18 protein-coding genes are annotated in these 17,650 nt (G+C 71.5%); 1 reads left to right on the top strand and 17 read right to left on the bottom strand.

Features of this window, described 5'->3' with window-relative positions; translation table 11 throughout:
• Positions 1-10: 10 nt before the first annotated feature.
• The 17 genes from ABZX10_RS20825 to ABZX10_RS20905 form a co-directional block, all read right to left on the bottom strand.
• Positions 11-955, bottom strand: coding sequence for a pseudouridine synthase (locus tag ABZX10_RS20825; protein ID WP_355544490.1), 945 nt, complete (start codon positions 953-955; stop codon positions 11-13).
• Positions 956-997: 42 nt separating this feature from the next.
• Positions 998-1,576, bottom strand: a complete 579-nt coding sequence (locus tag ABZX10_RS20830; protein WP_355544493.1) for a hypothetical protein — start codon at positions 1,574-1,576, stop codon at positions 998-1,000.
• Positions 1,577-2,069: 493 nt separating this feature from the next.
• Positions 2,070-2,249: a hypothetical protein gene (locus tag ABZX10_RS20835; protein WP_355544496.1), complete on the bottom strand. Its 180-nt coding sequence runs from the start codon at positions 2,247-2,249 to the stop codon at positions 2,070-2,072.
• 390 nt (positions 2,250-2,639) lie between these two features.
• Positions 2,640-3,293, bottom strand: coding sequence for an SMC-Scp complex subunit ScpB (gene scpB / locus ABZX10_RS20840; protein ID WP_355544499.1), 654 nt, complete (start codon positions 3,291-3,293; stop codon positions 2,640-2,642).
• Positions 3,290-4,231, bottom strand: a complete 942-nt coding sequence (locus ABZX10_RS20845; protein ID WP_355544502.1) for a segregation/condensation protein A — start codon at positions 4,229-4,231, stop codon at positions 3,290-3,292. Before ABZX10_RS20845 ends, scpB begins: the two co-directional genes overlap by 4 nt.
• Positions 4,228-5,109, bottom strand: a complete 882-nt coding sequence (locus ABZX10_RS20850; RefSeq protein ID WP_355544548.1) for a ParA family protein — start codon at positions 5,107-5,109, stop codon at positions 4,228-4,230. The genes ABZX10_RS20845 and ABZX10_RS20850 overlap by 4 nt, the downstream gene beginning before the upstream one ends.
• A gap of 484 nt (positions 5,110-5,593) precedes the next feature.
• Positions 5,594-6,547 carry a site-specific tyrosine recombinase XerD gene (gene xerD / locus ABZX10_RS20855; RefSeq protein ID WP_355544505.1) on the bottom strand — a complete coding sequence of 318 codons (954 nt, stop codon included), beginning with the start codon at positions 6,545-6,547 and terminating at the stop codon, positions 5,594-5,596.
• A gap of 2 nt (positions 6,548-6,549) precedes the next feature.
• On the bottom strand, positions 6,550-7,221 hold the full coding sequence (locus ABZX10_RS20860) for an NUDIX hydrolase (protein ID WP_355544551.1): 672 nt from the start codon (positions 7,219-7,221) through the stop codon (positions 6,550-6,552).
• On the bottom strand, positions 7,214-8,959 hold the full coding sequence (locus tag ABZX10_RS20865; protein WP_355544508.1) for a CTP synthase: 1,746 nt from the start codon (positions 8,957-8,959) through the stop codon (positions 7,214-7,216). The genes ABZX10_RS20860 and ABZX10_RS20865 overlap by 8 nt, the downstream gene beginning before the upstream one ends.
• 65 nt (positions 8,960-9,024) lie before the next feature.
• The gene (locus ABZX10_RS20870) at positions 9,025-9,945 is read right to left on the bottom strand and encodes a copper transporter (protein ID WP_355544511.1); all 921 of its coding nucleotides are present in this window, start codon (positions 9,943-9,945) and stop codon (positions 9,025-9,027) included.
• Entirely contained in the window at positions 9,946-11,136 is a 1,191-nt protein-coding gene (gene steA / locus ABZX10_RS20875; protein WP_355544514.1) for a putative cytokinetic ring protein SteA, read from the bottom strand.
• A 174-nt stretch (positions 11,137-11,310) separates the two neighbouring features.
• Positions 11,311-13,098, bottom strand: coding sequence for a DNA repair protein RecN (recN, locus tag ABZX10_RS20880; RefSeq protein ID WP_355544517.1), 1,788 nt, complete (start codon positions 13,096-13,098; stop codon positions 11,311-11,313).
• Between the two features lie 4 nt (positions 13,099-13,102).
• Positions 13,103-14,005: an NAD kinase gene (locus ABZX10_RS20885; RefSeq protein ID WP_355544520.1), complete on the bottom strand. Its 903-nt coding sequence runs from the start codon at positions 14,003-14,005 to the stop codon at positions 13,103-13,105.
• A complete protein-coding gene (locus tag ABZX10_RS20890) occupies positions 14,002-14,817 on the bottom strand; it encodes a TlyA family RNA methyltransferase (RefSeq protein ID WP_355544523.1) in 816 nt (271 codons plus the stop codon). Before ABZX10_RS20890 ends, ABZX10_RS20885 begins: the two co-directional genes overlap by 4 nt.
• A 4-nt stretch (positions 14,818-14,821) precedes the next feature.
• Entirely contained in the window at positions 14,822-15,040 is a 219-nt protein-coding gene (locus ABZX10_RS20895; RefSeq protein ID WP_355544526.1) for a hypothetical protein, read from the bottom strand.
• A 10-nt stretch (positions 15,041-15,050) separates the two neighbouring features.
• Complete coding sequence (locus ABZX10_RS20900; protein WP_355544531.1) at positions 15,051-16,001, bottom strand: HAD-IIA family hydrolase; 951 nt, start codon at positions 15,999-16,001, stop codon at positions 15,051-15,053.
• Positions 15,998-16,663, bottom strand: a complete 666-nt coding sequence (locus tag ABZX10_RS20905; protein ID WP_355544534.1) for a hypothetical protein — start codon at positions 16,661-16,663, stop codon at positions 15,998-16,000. The genes ABZX10_RS20900 and ABZX10_RS20905 overlap by 4 nt, the downstream gene beginning before the upstream one ends.
• On the opposite strand from ABZX10_RS20905, the gene ABZX10_RS20910 reads away from it, so the two are divergent.
• Complete coding sequence (locus ABZX10_RS20910) at positions 16,652-17,347, top strand: hypothetical protein (RefSeq protein WP_355544537.1); 696 nt, start codon at positions 16,652-16,654, stop codon at positions 17,345-17,347. The two genes, ABZX10_RS20905 and ABZX10_RS20910, sit on opposite strands and share 12 nt — an antisense overlap.
• The last annotated feature ends 303 nt before the right edge of the window (positions 17,348-17,650 follow it).

Raw genomic sequence — 17,650 nt, forward strand, 5'->3', positions numbered from 1 at the left:
ATCACGAGCGTCACAGTCCCACCGCCTTGTAGAGCGCGCCCACGTCGTCGCGGCCGAGTACGCGCAGCGAACCCGGGCGCTGGTCGCCGAGCGCGACCGACCCCACGTGCGTGCGGACGAGCCGCTCGACCGGGTGCCCCACCTCCGCGAGAAGCCGCCGGACGATGTGCTTGCGGCCCTCGTGCAGCACGATGCGCACCATCGACCGGCCCTCGGACGCCTCGAGCACCGAGAACTTGTCCGCCTTCACGGGGCCGTCCTCGAGCTCGATGCCGCTGCGCAGCTTGTTCCCGAGGCTGCGCGGCACCTCGCCGTGCACCCACGCGAGATAGGTCTTCGGCACCTCGTACGACGGGTGCATGAGGCGGTGCGCCAGCTCTCCGTCGTTGGTGACCAGCAGCAGGCCCTCCGTGTCGGCGTCGAGCCGGCCGACGTGGAACAGTCGCTGCCCGGCGGCGACGCGCTCGGCGACGATGTCGCCCACACAGGGTCGGCCCATGTCGTCGCTCATCGTCGACTGCCAGCCGCGGGGCTTGTTGAGCACGAGGTGCACGAGGTTCTCGTTCACCAGCACGCGCACCCCGTCGACACGGACCACCGCGACGTTCGGGTCGACTCGACGCCCCTGCTCGACGACGATCTCGCCGTCGACCTCGACGCGGCCGTCGGCGATCATGTCCTCGGCCACGCGCCGCGACGCGACGCCGGCCTGCGCGAGCACCTTCTGCAGCCGGATCTGCTCACCCGGGGCCGCGGGCGCGGTCCCGTGGTCCGACGGTGCGTAGCCCTCCGGGTCGGGCACGGGGACGTTCTGCGTGCGTGCGGGTTTCGCGTTGGAAAGGCGGGGGACGCCACCCTGGCGGCCGGCCTGCTTCTGGGGCTTCCTGGCACCCTGTTTCGGTGCGCTGGATCGGTTTCTGTCCGGTGTGCCATCACGGCGAGCGGGTCTGTTCATGATCCCTCCATGATCGCAGGTCGCGGCCGAAATCGGTATTCGTCAGCGCGGCGCGGCGCGCGCCTCGCTCAGCGGGCGGTTGCGGCGCCCCATGAACAGCACCGTCGCAGCCACGGAGGTGAGCACGATGGTCCACACCAGGCCGGCCCTCGGTGGGAAGAACAGCGGGTCGCCACCCTCCTTCCCGCCGGTCAGGTCGTCGAGACCGCTCGTCATCATCGAGGGGAAGATCCACAGCAGGATCGACAGCACAGCGGCGAGCCCGAACAGGCCGCTCGCGATCGCGCGGCCGCGGGCGGCGAAGGTCGGCCGCACCGACGCGACGACCACCGGGATCAGCGCGACCACAGCGAGCCCGGCCGTGGCGTATCCCCACGGAATCACGCCGTCGGTACTCGCGCCGATGCCGTGGTCGCCGGTGCCCACGGTCCGTCCGGTGCCCGTGAAGCCGACCGGCACACCCACCCGGCCGACGGTGAGCCCGAACCACGGCACCGTCGCCGCCCAGACGGTGAACACGGCCACGAGCGCGGTGAGGACGAGCGGCCACCAGCGGCGCACCGTCGGGCCGAGGGAACCGAGGGGGAACGCCTCCTTGAGCACCACGGACATGTCAGGCATGCCCAGACCCTAACCGCGCCCTACTAGTACCCGAAAACCGCGACATCCACGCTGGACTCGGCCACGGTCTTCGCGTACAAGTCGGCGCCGGGGATCCGACCGGACCGCTGGTGCGTCCAATGAGTATGCAGAGAAGAACGCGGGAGCTCCTGCAGGAGCAGTCGGAGTACTGCGCGCGACGGCTGTTCACGCAGGTCATTCATGGCGTCCGCCAGTCGGGCGCAGACGAGGTATGCCTGCGCGATCGACTCGATGCGCTCGAACTCGTGTATCCGGAGGCGGTGTTCACGGGATGGACCGCGGCGGGCCTGCACGGGATCGAATACGCCGGGGGCCAGCCGCCCGAGCTGTGGCTACCGAGACAGCGGAGCCGCAGCGGCGTGATCATCCGCACCGGAGCGCTGCCCACCGACGATGTGCACCTTCTGCTGGGCAGGCGCGCCACCTCCGCGGTGCGCACCGCGTTCGACCTCGGCAGGCACGAATACCGCGATCAGGCGATCGCGGCGATCGAACAGTGCATCCGCCCGAACGAGTTCGGTATCGCGGCGACCACGGTGGCCGAGATCCGGGCGTACATCCGTGACCACCCGGGCCTGCACAACGCCGCGGCGGTGCGGCGTGCGCTCGCCGAGGTCGTGCCCGGCGCACAGTCACCGTGGGAGACGTTCACCCGCCTCATCGTGCACCGGTCGGGCCTCGTGATGTTCGCGCCGCAGTGCCCGGTACCCGGGACTTCGATCCACACCGACCTCGGATCCGCCGAGCATCGGATCGCGATCGAGTACGAGGGCGACTACCACCGCGCCTCGGACCAGCACAAACGCGACATTGCGCGCTGGAACCGGATCACCGACCAGGGCTGGATCCTGATCCTGGTCAGCGCCACCATGCTGACGAGCGCGCCGGCGCGGGCGGCGTTCGTGGCGCAGCTCGCGCGCAACTCCGCAGACGCGGCTGGGCGGGCCCGGCACCGTCGACCCCGGAACTGCACCTGTACCCGGAAACCGGGACGAACACACACGAGGTTGTTGCGGTTTCCGCGTAGAAGTACGGTGCTGGGTCAGGCGTCGGGGTCGAAGCCAATGTCCGCGGCACGGGCGCGGCCGAGCTTGGCGAAGCGAGGCTCCTCATCGAGGTGGGCGCTGAGGTCCTCGATCACATCGACCTCGGGGAGCAGCGGCGCGAGCGGGGGCAGCTCGTCGAGGGAGGCCAGGCCGAGCCGCTCGAGGAACATCTCGGTCGTCGCGTAGGTGGTGGCGCCGGCGATCGCCCCGGCCTCGGCGATGAGGCCGCGGGCCGCGAGCGTGCGCATGACGCCGTCGACGTTGACGCCGCGCACCGCGCCGACCTGCGAGCGGGTCACGGGCTGTTTGTAGGCGATCACCGCGAGGGTCTCGAGCGCGGCGCGGGTGAGCTTGGACCGCACCCCGTCGAGCAGCAGGCGCTCGACGTAGGGCGCGTACTCCGCCCGGCTGTAGAGGCGCCACCCCTCGGCGGACTCGCGCAGTTCCATCCCGGAACGGCGCTCGGCGAGCTCGCCGGCCCACACGCGTAGGTCGGCGGTGATCCGCTCCTCCGGCTCCTCCAGGGCGGCACCCAGCTGTTCCGCGGTCGCCGGCGCGTCCACCACCAGCAGGAGCGCTTCGAGCGCCGATCGCAACTCATCGGGCTCCATGCCCAGGGCCAGGGCGAAATCCTCCGCCTGCTCGCTCATTCGTCCTCCTCCGCGGGGATGTCGTCGTACTCGTCGCGGGTCCCGCCCACCACCGTGCCATCGTTCTCGCCGGACCAGCGGACCTTGAGGTCGCCGAGGGCCTCGGGCTGGTCGAACAGCACCGCCCGCTCTCGGTACAGCTCGAGCAGCGCGAGGAACCGGGCGATGACGGCGATGTCCGAGTCGCAGTCGGCGACGAGCTCCGCGAAGCCCGACCAGTGGTCCGGTCGTTCCCGCAGCCGCGCCGCGATGAGCTTGGCCTGCTCGGGGACCGACACCTTCGGCACGTGCAGGTGCCCGAGGCCCACCGTCGGCTTCACCTTGGGCGTGAACGCCGACGCCGCGACCAGGGCGAACTGCTCCGGGGTGACGCCCAGCCGGACGGGCGGCACGAGCTCCTCGAACCGGGGCTCGAGGCCCACGGCCCGGGGGTACCGACGGTTCGCCTTCGCCTCCAGCTGGGCCATCAGCTCGGCGACCTGCTTGTAGGCGCGGTACTGCAGCAGCCGCGCGAACAGCAGGTCGCGGGCCTCGAGGAGGGCGAGGTCCTCCGCGTCCTCGACCTCGCCCGCAGGCAGTAATCGCGCGGCCTTCAGGTCGAGCAGCGTCGCCGCGACGACGAGGAACTCCGTGGTCTGGTCCAGATCCGCCTGCGCACCGAGCTGCTTGGTGTACGCGATGAACTCGTCCGTGACCACGTGCAGCGCCACCTCGGTGACGTCCAGGCGATGCCCGCCGATCAGCTGCAGCAGCAGGTCGAACGGTCCCTCGAAGTTCGCGAGCTTCACCGTGAAGCCCGACGGTGCCTCCGGCTCCCCGACCTGCCCGCCTACGGGGGGCGCGCCGTCGGGACCGGGTCCGGGGTCGTCGGGCGCGACCGGTTCCACGGCGGCCTCGATCGGCTCCGCGTCGAGCGGGTGCGTGTCGGTGGGGCTCACTTCTCCTGCGCGATCACCTCGCGCGCGAGGGCGCGGTAGGCGTTGGCGCCGGACGACTTCGGCGCCCAGGACGTGATCGGCTCCCCCGCGACGGAGGTCTCCGGGAAGCGGACCGTGCGCGAGATCACCGAGTGGTAGACGGCGTCGCCGAACACCTCGACGACGCGGGCCATCACATCGCGCGAGTGCAGGGTCCGGGCGTCGAACATCGTCACCACGATCCCCGCGAGGTCGAGCCGCGGATTGAGACGATCCTTGACCTTGTCCACCGTGTCGGTGAGCAGCGCGAGGCCGCGCAGCGCGAAGTACTCGCACTCCATCGGGATGAGCACCTGGTTCGCGCAGGCCAGGGCGTTCACCGTGAGGAGGCCCAGCGAGGGCTGGCAGTCGATGAGGATGTAGTCGTAGCGGTCCAGCACGGGGTACAGCGCGCGCCCCAGGGTCTGCTCGCGTCCTACCTCGTTGACCAGCTGGATCTCCGCCGCCGACAGGTCGATGTTCGACGGGAGCAGATCGAGCCCGTCGACCCGGGTGCGCAGCAGCACGTCGTCGGCGGAGACGCGCGACTCCATGAGCAGGTTGTGCACCGTGAGCTCGAGCTCGTGGTGCGCGACGCCGAGCCCCGCGGACAACGCCCCCTGCGGGTCGAGGTCGACGAGCAGTACCCGTCGCCCGTAGGAGGCCAGCGAGGCGCCGAGGTTGATCGTGGTCGTGGTCTTGCCGACGCCACCCTTCTGGTTGCACACCGCGATGACGCGCGCGGGGCCGTGCGTGGCCTTGGGCGTGGGCTCCGGAAATTCGACGCTGGGCCGACCGGTGGCGTCCAGCCCCTCCTCGGCCGTGAGCTTCAGTGCGTGGTGATGCTCCAGCTCACCCAGGTCCAGGCCCGGGTTCTCCGCGTCCGGCGCTGACGCCACTGGCCCACCTCCTTCTTGCTTCCCCACCACCCTAGTGCGCTGCCCGAAACAGATGCCGCATCGGCACGCGGGTCACTGTCACAGCTGCGTCCGTCCGGCCGGGTCGAACGTCCCGTTCCCCGGGTTCGACGGTGCGCCGCAGCCGGGCTGCGAAGCCGCGCACAACGGGTGCGGATGGCTTCCCGCACCCGGAATGCCCAGTCGCACCCGGCGTGCCGGGTGCGGCCGCGCGCAACGGGTGCGGATGGGTTCTCGCACCCGTTCTGCCCGCCCGCTCAGCTGCTCGAACAGTGCGCGAACGTTGAACGCCACCGTCGGGTATGCCATCAACGCATAACCCCCAACGCATCGATGCAGGTCAGAGGGTATGCGTCGGGCGCATCACTCCGCGACCGATCCCGCCTCGCACCCGCCGGCCCGCACCCGCCCCGAGCCGCACCGGCGTTCAGCCGAGCGCCCGCGGATGTGCGGACGCGTACACCTCGCGCAGCGCCTGCACCGTCACCAGCGTGTACACCTGTGTCGTCGTCACCGAGGCGTGGCCCAAAAGCTCCTGCACCACGCGCACATCGGCGCCGCCTTCGAGCAGATGCGTCGCGAACGAGTGGCGCAGCGTGTGCGGGGAGACGTGCGTGGTCGTTGTGTCGATGCCCGCCCGCTCAGCGGCCGCGGCCAACACCTGCCACGCCGACTGCCGCGACAGGCGCCCGCCCCGCACGTTGAGGAAGAGCGCCGGATTCGACCGCTTCACCAGCGACGGCCGCCCCCGGACCAGGTACGCGTCCAGCGCCGCGAGGGCAGGCCGGCCGATCGGCACCACCCGCTGCTTTCCGCCCTTGCCGAGCAGCACCACGGACCGGGACTCCGCGTCGATGTCGTCGACGTCCAGAGCCGTGACCTCGGAGATCCGCGCCCCGCACGAGTACAGCAGCTCCAGCATCGCCCGATCCCGTAACCGCGACGGCGTATCGGACTCGGCGTCTCCGCCCGCGGCTTCGAGTAGCGCGATCACCTGCTCCACCGGGAGCGCCTTGGGCAGCCGCTTCGCGGGCGCGGGCGGCCGGACTTCCCGCGCCACGTCAGCAGGACAGAATCCCTCCGCCGCCGCGAATCGGTGCAGCCCTCGCACGGCGATGAGCGACCGGGCGGCCGAGCTCGCGGCCAGCGGCGGATGGTCCTCGGAACCGGTGCGCAGCGCCACGAGGAACCCGCTGACCTGTGCCTCGGTCACCTCCCCGAGATCCCCCACGGACAAGCCGCTCAGGTACTCGCGGTACCGCGCGAGATCCCGGCGGTAGCTGCTGAGCGTGTTCGCGGCGGCACCGCGTTCGACCGTGAGATGGTCGACGTACGCGCGCAGCTGGTCATCGAGTGGACCGGCGAGCCGCGCGTCCGCCACCCCTACGCCCCGCCCTCCACGGGCCGGCCCTTGCGGGCGGCGAGGGCCGTCGGACGCCCGGGCCAGGGAGCGTCGGAGCAGCGCAGCGGCGTGTCGTCGTCGGTGACCATGGTGGCGGCCAGGATCGCACTCACCGACGTGGAGTTGACGATCTCGCCGGAGAGCACCATCCGAACGGCGTCGGGCATGGCGATCCACTCGACCGTCATGTCGAGCTCCTCGTCCTCCTGCTCGGCCATCTCGCAGTACCGCAGGTCCGTGGCCAAGTAGACGCGCACCATCTCGTCGGTGAAGCCGGGCGACGGGGCCAGGTCGACGAGGACGTGCCAGTCGCGCGCGCCGAGTCCCGTCTCCTCCGCGAGCTCGCGCTGCGCGGCGCACACCGGCTCCTCCTCGCCCGTGTGATCGAGCAGGCCTGCGGGGATCTCCAGCAGCCGCCGCCCCATCGGGTGGCGGTACTGGTTCACCATGGCGATCGCGCCGTCGTCGTTCATCGCGACGACCGCCACGGCACCGTCGTGCTCGACGACGTCACGCATGGCCGTGCCCCCGCCCGGCATCGTCACCTCGTCCCGACGGACCGCGAAGATCGGCCCCTCGTAGACGGTGTCGCTGCTGAGCGCCCGGAAGTCGTGCGCCTGCCCGGTACCGAGCGATTCGAGCTGCTCAGTCATCTGCTCGGCCGTCGGAACTGTCATCCTTCGACGGTACCTCTTCCGCGGCGGCGCGGACGCCGACCGGCAGTTCGAGCTCGGACCGGTACTTCAGCGCCGCACCGACGAAGGCCGCGAACAGCGGGTGCGGCCTGGTCGGACGCGACTTCAGCTCCGGATGCGCCTGCGTGCCCACGAGGAACGGGTGCACGTCCTTGGGGTATTCGACGAACTCGACGAGGTGCCCGTCGGGCGAGACGCCCGAGAACGTCAGGCCCGACTCGGCGACCTTGTCCCGGTAGGCGTTGTTGACCTCGAAGCGGTGCCGGTGCCGCTCCGAGACCTCGGTCGAACCGTATGCCTGAGCCACGATCGAGCCGCGCTCGAGCGAGGCCGGGTAGGCACCGAGCCGCATGGTGCCGCCGAGGTCCGCCTCGCCGGCGACGGCCTGCTCCTGGTCTGCCATCGTCGAGATGACCGGGTACTGCGTGTCGTCGTCGAACTCGGTGGAGCTGGCACCGTCGAGGCCCACCGACCGGGCGGCCTCGATGACGATGCACTGCAGGCCGAGGCACAGGCCGAGCAGCGGCACGCCGCGCTTGCGGGCGTAGCGGATCGCGCCGAGCTTGCCCTCGATGCCGCGGATGCCGAAGCCGCCGGGGATGAGGATGCCGTCCATGTCGCGCAGGGCAGCCGACGCGCCGGCGTCGGTCTCGCAGTCGTCGGAGGGGACCCACGAGATCTGGACCTTGGCCCAGTTGGCGAAGCCGCCGGCGCGCAGCGCCTCCGTCACCGACAGGTACGCGTCCGGCAGGTCGATGTACTTGCCGACCAGCGCGATGTTCACGGTCTCCCGCGGCTCGTGGACGCGCTTGAGCAGGTCGCCCCACACGGTCCAGTCCACATCACGGAAGGGCAGGCCCAGCTTCCGCACGACGTAGGCGTCGAGCTGGTTGCGGTGCAACACCTTCGGCACGTCGTAGATCGAGCCCGCGTCGGGGCAGGAGATGACACCGTCGATGTCGACGTCGCACATCAGCGCGATCTTGTTGCGCTGGCCCTCGGGCACGTCGCGGTCGCAGCGCAGGATCAGCGCGTCGGGCGTGATGCCGATGCTGCGCAGCGCGGCGACGGAGTGCTGCGTGGGCTTGGTCTTGAGCTCGCCGGACGCGGCGAGGTACGGCACCAGCGAGACGTGCAGGAAGAAGACGTTGTCGCGGCCCACGTCGTGGCGCACCTGGCGGGCGGCCTCGAGGAAGGGCTGCGACTCGATGTCGCCGACGGTGCCGCCGATCTCGGTGATCACGACGTCCGGGACGATGCCCTCGGAGTCGGGCGCCTGCATCGCGAGGATGCGGGCCTTGATCTCATCGGTGATGTGCGGGATGACCTGCACCGTGTCGCCCAGGTATTCGCCGCGGCGCTCCTTGGCGATGACCGTCGAGTACACCTGGCCCGTGGTGACGTTGGCGATGCCCGAGAGGTTCCGGTCGAGGAACCGCTCGTAGTGGCCGACGTCGAGGTCGGTCTCGGCGCCGTCCTCGGTGACGAAGACCTCGCCGTGCTGGAACGGGTTCATGGTGCCCGGATCCACGTTGAGGTACGGATCGAGCTTCTGCATGGTCACGCGCAGACCACGTGCGGTGAGGAGCTGTCCCAGACTGGAGGCCGTCAGGCCCTTACCCAGCGAGGACGCGACGCCCCCGGAGACGAAAATGTGCTTGGTGGCGACACGCGCGCCAACGCGAGGAGAGGGCAACGAGACTCCCGTATTCGAGCGGACAAACCTGCTTCATCTACGGGACTCCAATCTATCACCTGCCGTCAGCGAACACCCGATCCGTAGGCGCGGACATCGCCGCGCGTCGCCTGCACGAGGGCGAGCACCGTCGACACCTGCCCCACGACGGTGTCGGCATCGTCGACGGTGGCGAGCCGCGCGGAGAGCTCCTTGTCCTGTCGCACGACGACCACGGGGCCGCTGCCCTGCGACGATCCGGTCCGGCCCGCGAGAACGGCACCGTCGCCGTGCCGCGACAGCGCCGCCGCGAGGCGGCCGATCCCCTGCCCCTCGCCCGCTCGTTCGCCGGGAACCGCTCCGCCCGTGACGATCACCACGGCGCGCGCGCCGGGCACCGTCGGGCCCGCGAAATCGATGAAGCCCGCCTGCTTGAGGGCGGCCAGCGCGTCGGCCCGCCCGTTCGACGGGGGCCGGACGCTCCCCTGCGACAGCAGCACGGCGCCCAGCAGGTCGCCGGCGCGGGCGCGGGGGTCCACGAGGGAGGCGTCGACGGTGACGCCGTTCGGGGCCGCGTTATCGACGACCCCCCGGAGGCGCTCGGCCTTGTCCTCGGCGTAGAGATCGGCGGTCAGCGTCAGCGTGCCGGCGACGCTGCCCCCCGCCTGCGTGATCCGGCGGGTGACCTGCGCGAGATCCCCGGCTTCGGCCGCGGGTGCGGTCACGAGCAGCACCGGGACGCCGTTCAGCCCACGCCCCAGGGTCGACGGTGCCGCGGCGTCCGCGAAGGCGTCGGCCGCGCGCGCGCGATCGGTGAGTGCGGCGCTGCGCTGCTCGAGCTGGGCGACCTGCGCGCGCAGGTCCTTGAGGTCACCGTCGGTGGTGAACCGGGCGAGGACTCCCCCGCCCAGCGCGACACCGACGGCGAAGGCCAGTAGCACCGCCGCCCAGACCAGGGCCGGGCGGCGAGCGCCGGGCGAACGGAGTCGGCGCGACGGGCCGGGCACCTAGAGGGCCCGGAACTGGCCCTGGACCCAGAGCGCGAAACGGTTCCACTGGTCGATGCCCCACTGCAGCAGGTCGTGGCCCTGGTTGGAGACCAGCACCGCGACGACCACGGCGACCAGCGCCGCGAGGATGAACAGGGCGATCGCGCCGCCGTGCCCGCGGCTGCGGTACAGGGTCGCGACGGCCTTGCCGTCCACGAGCTTGGTGCCCACCTTGAGGCGGGTGAGGAAGGTCGACGGGTTCGACTCACGACGGCCGGCGTCGAAGAACTCCTCCAGCGAGGCGGAGTGGCCGACGGAGACGATGAGCGACGCACCGTGGTGGTCGGCGATGATCAGCGCGAGGTCGGCCGCGGAGCAGGTGGCCGGGAAGGTCATCGCGCCGATACCGAGGTCCTGGATCCGCTCGAGACCGGGAGCGTGGCCGTCGGGCGCGGCGGGCAGCACGACCTGCGCGCCGGAACGCAGCGTGTTCGTGGTGATCATCTCGGGGTCGCCGACGATGAGGTCCGGCCGGTATCCGGCCTTGACGAGGGCGTCGGCGCCGCGGTTCACGCCGATCAGCACCGGCGCGTACTCCTTGATGAAGGGCTTGAGGCGCTTGAGGTCCTCGACGTGGTCGGCGCCGTCGGAGACAACGAGCACGTGGCGGTCGCTGAGGTTGACCTCGACATCGGGGATCCCGACGCCGTCGATGAGCAGCGGCGACTCGACCCGGATGAACTCGACCGTGTTGCCGGCGAAGGCCTCGAGGTGATCGACGACGCCGGAGCGCGCCGCGAGCATCCGCGAGGTGACGTCGGTGTCGGTGAGCTCCTCGCCCTCTGCCAGCTCGCGCTCGCCGGCGTAGACGCGGCCCTCGTGCACGCGGACCTTGGCGCCGTCCTTGATGCGGGAGAACACCTCCTTGCCGGCGTCGTCGACGAGCTCGATCCCGGCGGCCGCCAGCACCTCGGGTCCGAGGTTCGGGTAGCGCCCGGAGATGAACGGCGACGCGTTGACCACCGCCGCGACCCCCGCCTCGACCATGAGGTCGGCGGTGGTGCGGTCGAGGTCCAGCTCGTCGCACACCACGATGTCGCCGCGGCCGATCCGGCCGAGCAGACGCGTGGTGTCCTTGTCGACCCGGGCGGTGCCGGTGACGCCGGGCAGGTTCGACGTGTTGCGGGACAGCAGGCCAGTGAGCTTCATGCCGCACATACTGCCCCGTGAGTCACAGAAGTCACGGGAGGCGCGCCGACAACACTGGAAACTTTGAGCAACTTCCACCGCACTGGTGCTGTGCCCCGCCGTCGTCGATTCAGCCGAAATCGGCGCGGCCCCGATATATGCCGTCGCCACGCTGAAATCGGCGGATTCTCCTAGCTATGCGCTCGCATGTGCCCCCGACTGCGCGACCTTGTCCGAGTCCGCCGCCTCGAGCAACTCCTCCGCGTGGGCGCGGCCGGTGTCGGAATCGCCGAGGCCGGCGAGCATCCGGGCCAGCTCGGCGATCCGCTCGTCGCGCGACAGCGCGGTCAGGGTGGACGTGACGGACCCCTTGCCCGTCTGCTTCCCCACGGTCAGGTGGGTGTCCGCGAAGGCGGCGACCTGCGGCAGGTGGGTCACGACGATCACCTGGTGCCGCTGCGCGAGTGCCGCGAGCCGCCGGCCGATCTCGACGGCGGCCTTGCCACCGACGCCGGCGTCGACCTCGTCGAAGACCATGGTGAGCCCCGACTCGGTCGCCGCGAGAACCACCTCGAGCGCGAGCATCACGCGCGAGAGCTCGCCACCCGACGCGGACTTGCCGATCGGCAGCGGATTGGCGCCGTCGTGCGCGACGAGCCGGAACTCGACGACGTCCCTGCCGTGCGCACCGGCGCGGCGCGGCGCACCGTCGACCACGACGCCGGTCCCCTCGGCCTCGGGCGAGAGCGCGTCGGGTGCCACGTCGACGGTGATCGACGCGCCGCCCATGGCCAGCTTGCGCAGCTCGCCGGTGACCTTCTTACCGAGCGATCCCGCGGCCTTGACGCGCGCCGCGGTGAGCGCGACCGCCGCCTCCGCGAGCGAGGACTCGAGGGAGGTGACCCGGGCCTGCAGCGCCGCAAGGCCTTCCGCGGACGTGTCGATCCCCTCGAGCCGCACGCGCGCCTCGTCGGCCCAGGCGATGACGCCGTCGATGTCGGGCGCGTATTTGCGGGTCAGGGTCTTGAGCTCCGACTGCCGGAGGAGCAGGGACTCGAGCTCCGACGGGTCGCTGGGCAGGTCCGAGAGGTACCCGCCGAGCTCGGTGGCCACGTCGCCGGCGACGGTGGCGGCCTCCTCGACGCGCTCGGCGAGCGCGCGGAGCGCGGCATCGTCGGACCCGGACAATGCGGCGCGGACGGTGCCGAGCAGATCGAGCACCGACCCGGCGCCCTCGCCGTCGGCGCCGTACCCGGAGCCCGTCAGCGCGGCGTACGAGGTGTCCGCGGCCTCCCGCAGGCTGTCCAGATCGGACAGCCGCTTGATCTTCTCGACGGTGTCCACGTCCTCCCCGGCCACCGGCGAGACACCGTCGATCTCGGCGAGCGACGCGGTGAGATGGTCCTGCTCCAGCGCGAGCTCCCGGGACCGGGTGGTCCGGTCGGCGAGCTCGGCGCGCGCGGCGAGCCATTCCTCGCGCACCGCCTGGTACTTCCGCAGCGCCTTGCCCGCGGGCGCGCCCGCGAAGGCGTCGAGCAGGTCGCGCTGCCGCTCAGGGCGCAGCAGCCGCAGCTGGTCGTTCTGGCCGTGGACGGTCAGCAGGGGCCCGGCGAACTCGGACAGCGTGCCGACCGGGACGCTCCGGCCGCCGAGATACGCGCGGGACCTACCGTCCGCGGCCACGCTGCGCACCGCGATCACGGCGTCGTCGTCGAGCTCGCCCCCCGCACCGTCGACCACCTCCCGCACGGCGCCGGCGGAGCTGGCCCCGGACAGCGAGAAGCGCCCCTCGACCACGGCCTTGTCGGCCCCGGCGCGGATACGGCCGGGGTCGGCGCGCGCCCCGGCGAGCAGGTGCAGGCTGGTGACCACCATGGTCTTGCCCGCACCGGTCTCGCCGGTCAGCACCGTCAGGCCCGACGCGAACTCCGCGGCGGCCTGCTCGATGACGCCGAGCGAGTTGATCCGGATCTCCTCGAGCACGTTCCTATCCCCCGATTCCGGCGTCGCGGCGACGCCCCGTGCCGTCCGTGCCGTCGCGGCGGCCGCGCCAGCCGCTGATCGGCAGTTGGAATTTCGTCACCAGGCGGTCCGTGAACGGTCCCGCCCCGAGCTTGATGAACCGCACCGGCTCCGCGCCACGCCGGATCTCGATGCGCCCCCGCTCGGGGACCTCCAGCGTGCGCCGTCCGTCGCAGAAGGCGATCGCCTCGGACCGGCTGCCCTCGACCTCGACCGCGATGGTGGACCTCGGACTCGTGACCATGGGCCGTGCGAACAGGGCGTGTGCGTTACTCGGCACGATCAGCAGGGCCTCGAGGTCGGGCCACATCACGGGGCCGCCCGCGGAGAAGGCGTAGGCAGTGGACCCCGTGGGGGTCGCGACGAGCAGCCCGTCGCAGGCGAAGCGGGAGACGGGGCGCCCGTCGACCTCGGTGACCAGTTCCAGCAGGCCCTGACGCGAACGGTTCTCGACGGAGACCTCGTTCAGCGCCCAGCCCTGCGTCACCAGTTCGTCGCCGTCGTGGATCGCGATGTCGAGCGTCATCCGGGGGTGCACCGTGTACCGGCGGTGCACGAGGTCGTCGATGGTCTCCGGCACCGTGTCCAGTTCGGACTCGGCGAGGAAGCCGACGTGCCCCAGGTTGATGCCGATGATGGGGACGTCCGCGCGGCGGGCGAGCTCCGCGCCGCGGAGGAATCCGCCGTCGCCGCCGAGGACGACCACGACCTCGCAGCCCACCGCGGCGTCGTCCGCGGCCTCCTGCACGTCGCTCTCGAGCTTCATGTGCACGCCGGCCGCGCTCAGGCGGCGGCGGATGTCGTCGACGGTCCGGTCCACGTCGTGCCGCAGCGTGTGCACCACCACCAGGAACGTGCGGTCGCTCATTGCGGTCCCTCCGTCACTGCGGTCATGATCATCTCGTCCACTTCGCCAGGGAGGCCGACGGGGCCCTCCTCGCGCCGCAGGTGCAGAAAGTATTCGACGTTGCCGGACGGGCCCGGCAACGGGCTGAAGGTGACGCCTCGCATGGCCAGTCCGGACGCCGCTGCGGCCTCCGCGACGCCGCGGACGGCGCTCGCGCGGAGCTGCGGATCCCGCACCACCCCACCGGTTCCCAGGTTCCCCTTGCCCACCTCGAACTGCGGCTTGACCATCGGCAGCAGGTCGCCTCCGACGGCGGTGCAGCGAGCGAGCGCGGGCAGGACGAGGCCGAGCGAGATGAACGACAGGTCGCCCACCACGAGGTCGACGGGGCCGTCCACCTGCTCGGGCTCGAGGAACCGGACGTTGGTGCGGTCGAGGACGGTGACGCGTGCGTCGTCCCGGAGGCGCCAGACGAGTTCGCCGTAGCCGACGTCGACCGCGTACACGCGCTCGGCGCCGCGGTGCAGGAGAACGTCGGTGAAGCCGCCGGTCGACGCGCCGGCGTCGAGGCACCGTCGGCCCTCGACCACGACGTCCGGGAACGCGCCGAGCGCACCCAACAGTTTGTGCGCCCCACGTGAGGCCCAGTCGATCTCGCCGGCGACAGCCGTCACGTGGACCGGGTCGGCGGGGTCGATCTGGTTCGCCGCCTTGCGCGCGACCTGCTTGTTGACGGTGACCCGCCCGGCCTCGATGAGCTCACGGGCGTGCTCGCGGGACCGGGCCATGCCGCGGCGGACCAGTTCGGCGTCGAGCCGCACTCTGCGCGCCATCGCGTCAGGCCCGATCCACGGTGTCCAGGGCGTCGACCAGCAGGTGGTGTGCCTGTTCGAACAGGGCGGCCTGCCGCCCGAGGGTCGCGAGTTCGCCGACACCCGCGACCGCTCCGGGGTCGACGACCGGGGCCGCGTCGAGTTCGTCGACGCGGTGCATGAGGTCCTCGACGGCGGTGCGCACGTCGGCGGGCTCGTCCCCGCGAAACACAGCTGCGTCCACGGTCACCACGCTATCGGATCACCAGCCGCAGCCCCGCGCGGCGCTCCTCCGACAGTTCCCGCGCCGCGGCGACCGCGGGGTACGCGGCCTGCGCGGGATCAGCACCGGGTGTGCCGGTCAGGATCAGATCGTCCCCCTCGACGGTGACGGTCCACCCGTCGCGCGGCCCGGGGACCGCTTCGGCTCGCGGAGCGTGGAGCCCCGCGAGGGTCGCCGCGAGGTAGGTGGGCTGGTGCACGTCCGGCGCGCGCACGACGTCCGACACGTCGTTCACGCCGGTGAGCACGAGGTAGGTGTCGGCGCCGAGCGCATTGCCGCCCTCGATGTCGGTGTCGAGGCGGTCGCCGACGACGAGCGGACTCCGCGCGCCGGTCGCCTCCACCACGTCCGTGAGGATCCGGGTGCCGGGCTTCCCCGCGACCTGCGGGGCGCGGTCGGTGGCGTTCATGACCGCGGCGACCATCGAGCCGTTGCCCACGAGCAGTCCGCGCTCGGTGGGGAGTGTGGCGTCGGTGTTGGTGGCCACCCAGACGGCACCGGCACGGATCGCCAACGCCGCTTCGGAGAGCAGTGCCCATCCCGTTTCGGGATTGTGCCCCTGGATCACCGCATGCGCGTCCTCGGCCAGCTCGACGGGGACCAGGCCCCGGGCCTCGACCTCGGCCCGCAGCGCGGGAGCGCCGACGACCAGCACGGTGGTGCCGGCGGGCACGAGGGATGCGAGCAGGCCCGCGCCCGCCTGGGCGCTGGTGACGACGGCGTCGTCAGGAGCCTGGAAGCCCAGGTCCCGCAGGTGCTGTGCCACGTCCGACGGTGCGCGGCTGGCATTGTTGGTCACGTAGGTGACCGGAAGGCCGTCGAGCGCCTCCGCGGCGCCGGGGATCGCCACGGCGCCCGCGTACACGGTGCCGTCCAGGTCGACGAGCAGGCGATCGTAGGCGGCGACCAGGCTGCCGGTCATTCGCGCGCGTCGTCGGTGCTGTCGGCGGCCTCGAGGTCAGCGGAGCCGTCCGCAGTCTCGGAGCTCTCAGCGGTCTCGGCGGACTCGTCGAGGTCCTCGGCGGACAGCTCGGCGACCCGCTCCTCGGCGTCGGTGAACTCGTCCTCGTCGGCCGCCGCCGCGTTGAGGAACCAGGTCAGCGCGTCGGCGCGACGGCCTGCGTTGAGCAGTGCATCAGCGTAGGCGTAGAACAGACGGGCGGCGTGGAAGCCGCGCCGGGACGGATCGAGGTCCTCGGCCTGCAGCGTCACCACGGCCTTGTCGTAGTCGCCCATATCCATCCGCGCGCCGGCCTCGACGATCCGCAGTTCGGTCCGGTCGTCGCCCGTGAGTGAGGCCGCCTCGTCGCCGCGGGCCGTCTCGATGGCCTTCTCGGGGCGGCCGAGGCCGCGCTCGCTGTCGGCGATCATCGGCAGGAGGTTGAGCGTTCCGCCCATCCGCTTGGCGGCGCGCAGTTCGCTCAGCGCCTCCGACCACTCGCCGTTCATGTAGGCCGCGATGCCGCAGGCCTCACGCACCGCGGCGATCCGGCCCGCGCGCTCCCGGGCCGCCCGCGCATGTGCCAGCGCCGCCGCCGGATCGGAATCGAGCAGACGGCCCGCCATCACGAGGTGCGAGGACACGAGCTGCGCATTGTTCTTGTCGAGGCTGAGCATGTCGCGGCGGATCGCCGGATCGAGCTCCTTCGGGTCGACGTCGTTCGGGATCGACGGCTCGCCGGCGCGGGTCCGAGGCCGCTCCGACCGCTTGTCCTCGCGCTGGAAACCACCGCCGGGGCGACCGCCCTGTCCACCGGGACGCGAGCCGTTGCGGGGGCCGGAACCACTCGAGCGCCGGTCGCCGCCGAAGCTCCGTCCGCCGCGGGAGTCACCGCCGCGGGAATCTCCGCCACGGTTGCCACCGAATTCACGACGGTCGCCACCACGGGAATCACCGCCACGGTTCGCGCCGAAGCTGCGCCGATCACCACCGCGGGAATCTCCACCACGGTTGCCACCGAACTCACGACGCTCACCACCGCGCGAGTCACCACTGCGGCCACCACCGAAGTCACGGCCACCGCGCGAATCGCCACTCCGGTTGTCACGACGATCGCCACCACGAGAATCACCGCCACGGTTGCCACCGAAGTCACGGCCTCCACGCGAGTCGCCGCTCCGGTTGTCACGGCGGTCGCCGCCCCGGGAGTCACCGCCCCGGCCCTGGTACCCGCCGCGCTGGCCGCCCGAACGCTCGCCGCTTCCGCGACGGTCATCGTTCGAACCCCGGCCGGCGCCACGATCGTTGCTCCGCCCGGAGCCACGTGACGAATCCCCGCCGTTGCCTCGGTCCGCCCGATCGGCGGGATTGGTGAATCCGGCACGCTGCCGGCGGTCGCCGTTCGAATCGGCCACGGTGCACCCACTTCCCGTCGCCTCCGCGGCGACTCACGCTAGTACTGTACTTGGACATGACGAAGGCCCCTGGGGAGTGGAACACTCACTGAGTGTTCGACACGATCCCCAAGGGCCTTCATCCTGTATCTAATTTTAGTCCGGCGGTGTCCTACTCTCCCACACCCTCACGAGTGCAGTACCATCGGCGCTGAAGGGCTTAGCTTCCGGGTTCGG

Origin of the sequence: Tsukamurella sp. NPDC003166 (assembly GCF_040611135.1) — a bacterium.
In the GTDB taxonomy this organism is placed as follows: domain Bacteria; phylum Actinomycetota; class Actinomycetes; order Mycobacteriales; family Mycobacteriaceae; genus Tsukamurella.

Coding starts and splice junctions, on each gene's coding strand:
- ABZX10_RS20890 (WP_355544523.1), bottom strand. CDS start 14,817: ATGGCGCGCAGAGTGCGGCTCGACGCCGAACTGGTCCGCCGCGGCATG.
- ABZX10_RS20885 (WP_355544520.1), bottom strand. CDS start 14,005: ATGAGCGACCGCACGTTCCTGGTGGTGGTGCACACGCTGCGGCACGAC.
- scpB (WP_355544499.1), bottom strand. CDS start 3,293: ATGAGCGAGCAGGCGGAGGATTTCGCCCTGGCCCTGGGCATGGAGCCC.
- steA (WP_355544514.1), bottom strand. CDS start 11,136: ATGAAGCTCACTGGCCTGCTGTCCCGCAACACGTCGAACCTGCCCGGC.
- ABZX10_RS20830 (WP_355544493.1), bottom strand. CDS start 1,576: ATGCCTGACATGTCCGTGGTGCTCAAGGAGGCGTTCCCCCTCGGTTCC.
- ABZX10_RS20900 (WP_355544531.1), bottom strand. CDS start 16,001: ATGACCGGCAGCCTGGTCGCCGCCTACGATCGCCTGCTCGTCGACCTG.
- ABZX10_RS20825 (WP_355544490.1), bottom strand. CDS start 955: ATGAACAGACCCGCTCGCCGTGATGGCACACCGGACAGAAACCGATCC.
- ABZX10_RS20860 (WP_355544551.1), bottom strand. CDS start 7,221: ATGACTGAGCAGCTCGAATCGCTCGGTACCGGGCAGGCGCACGACTTC.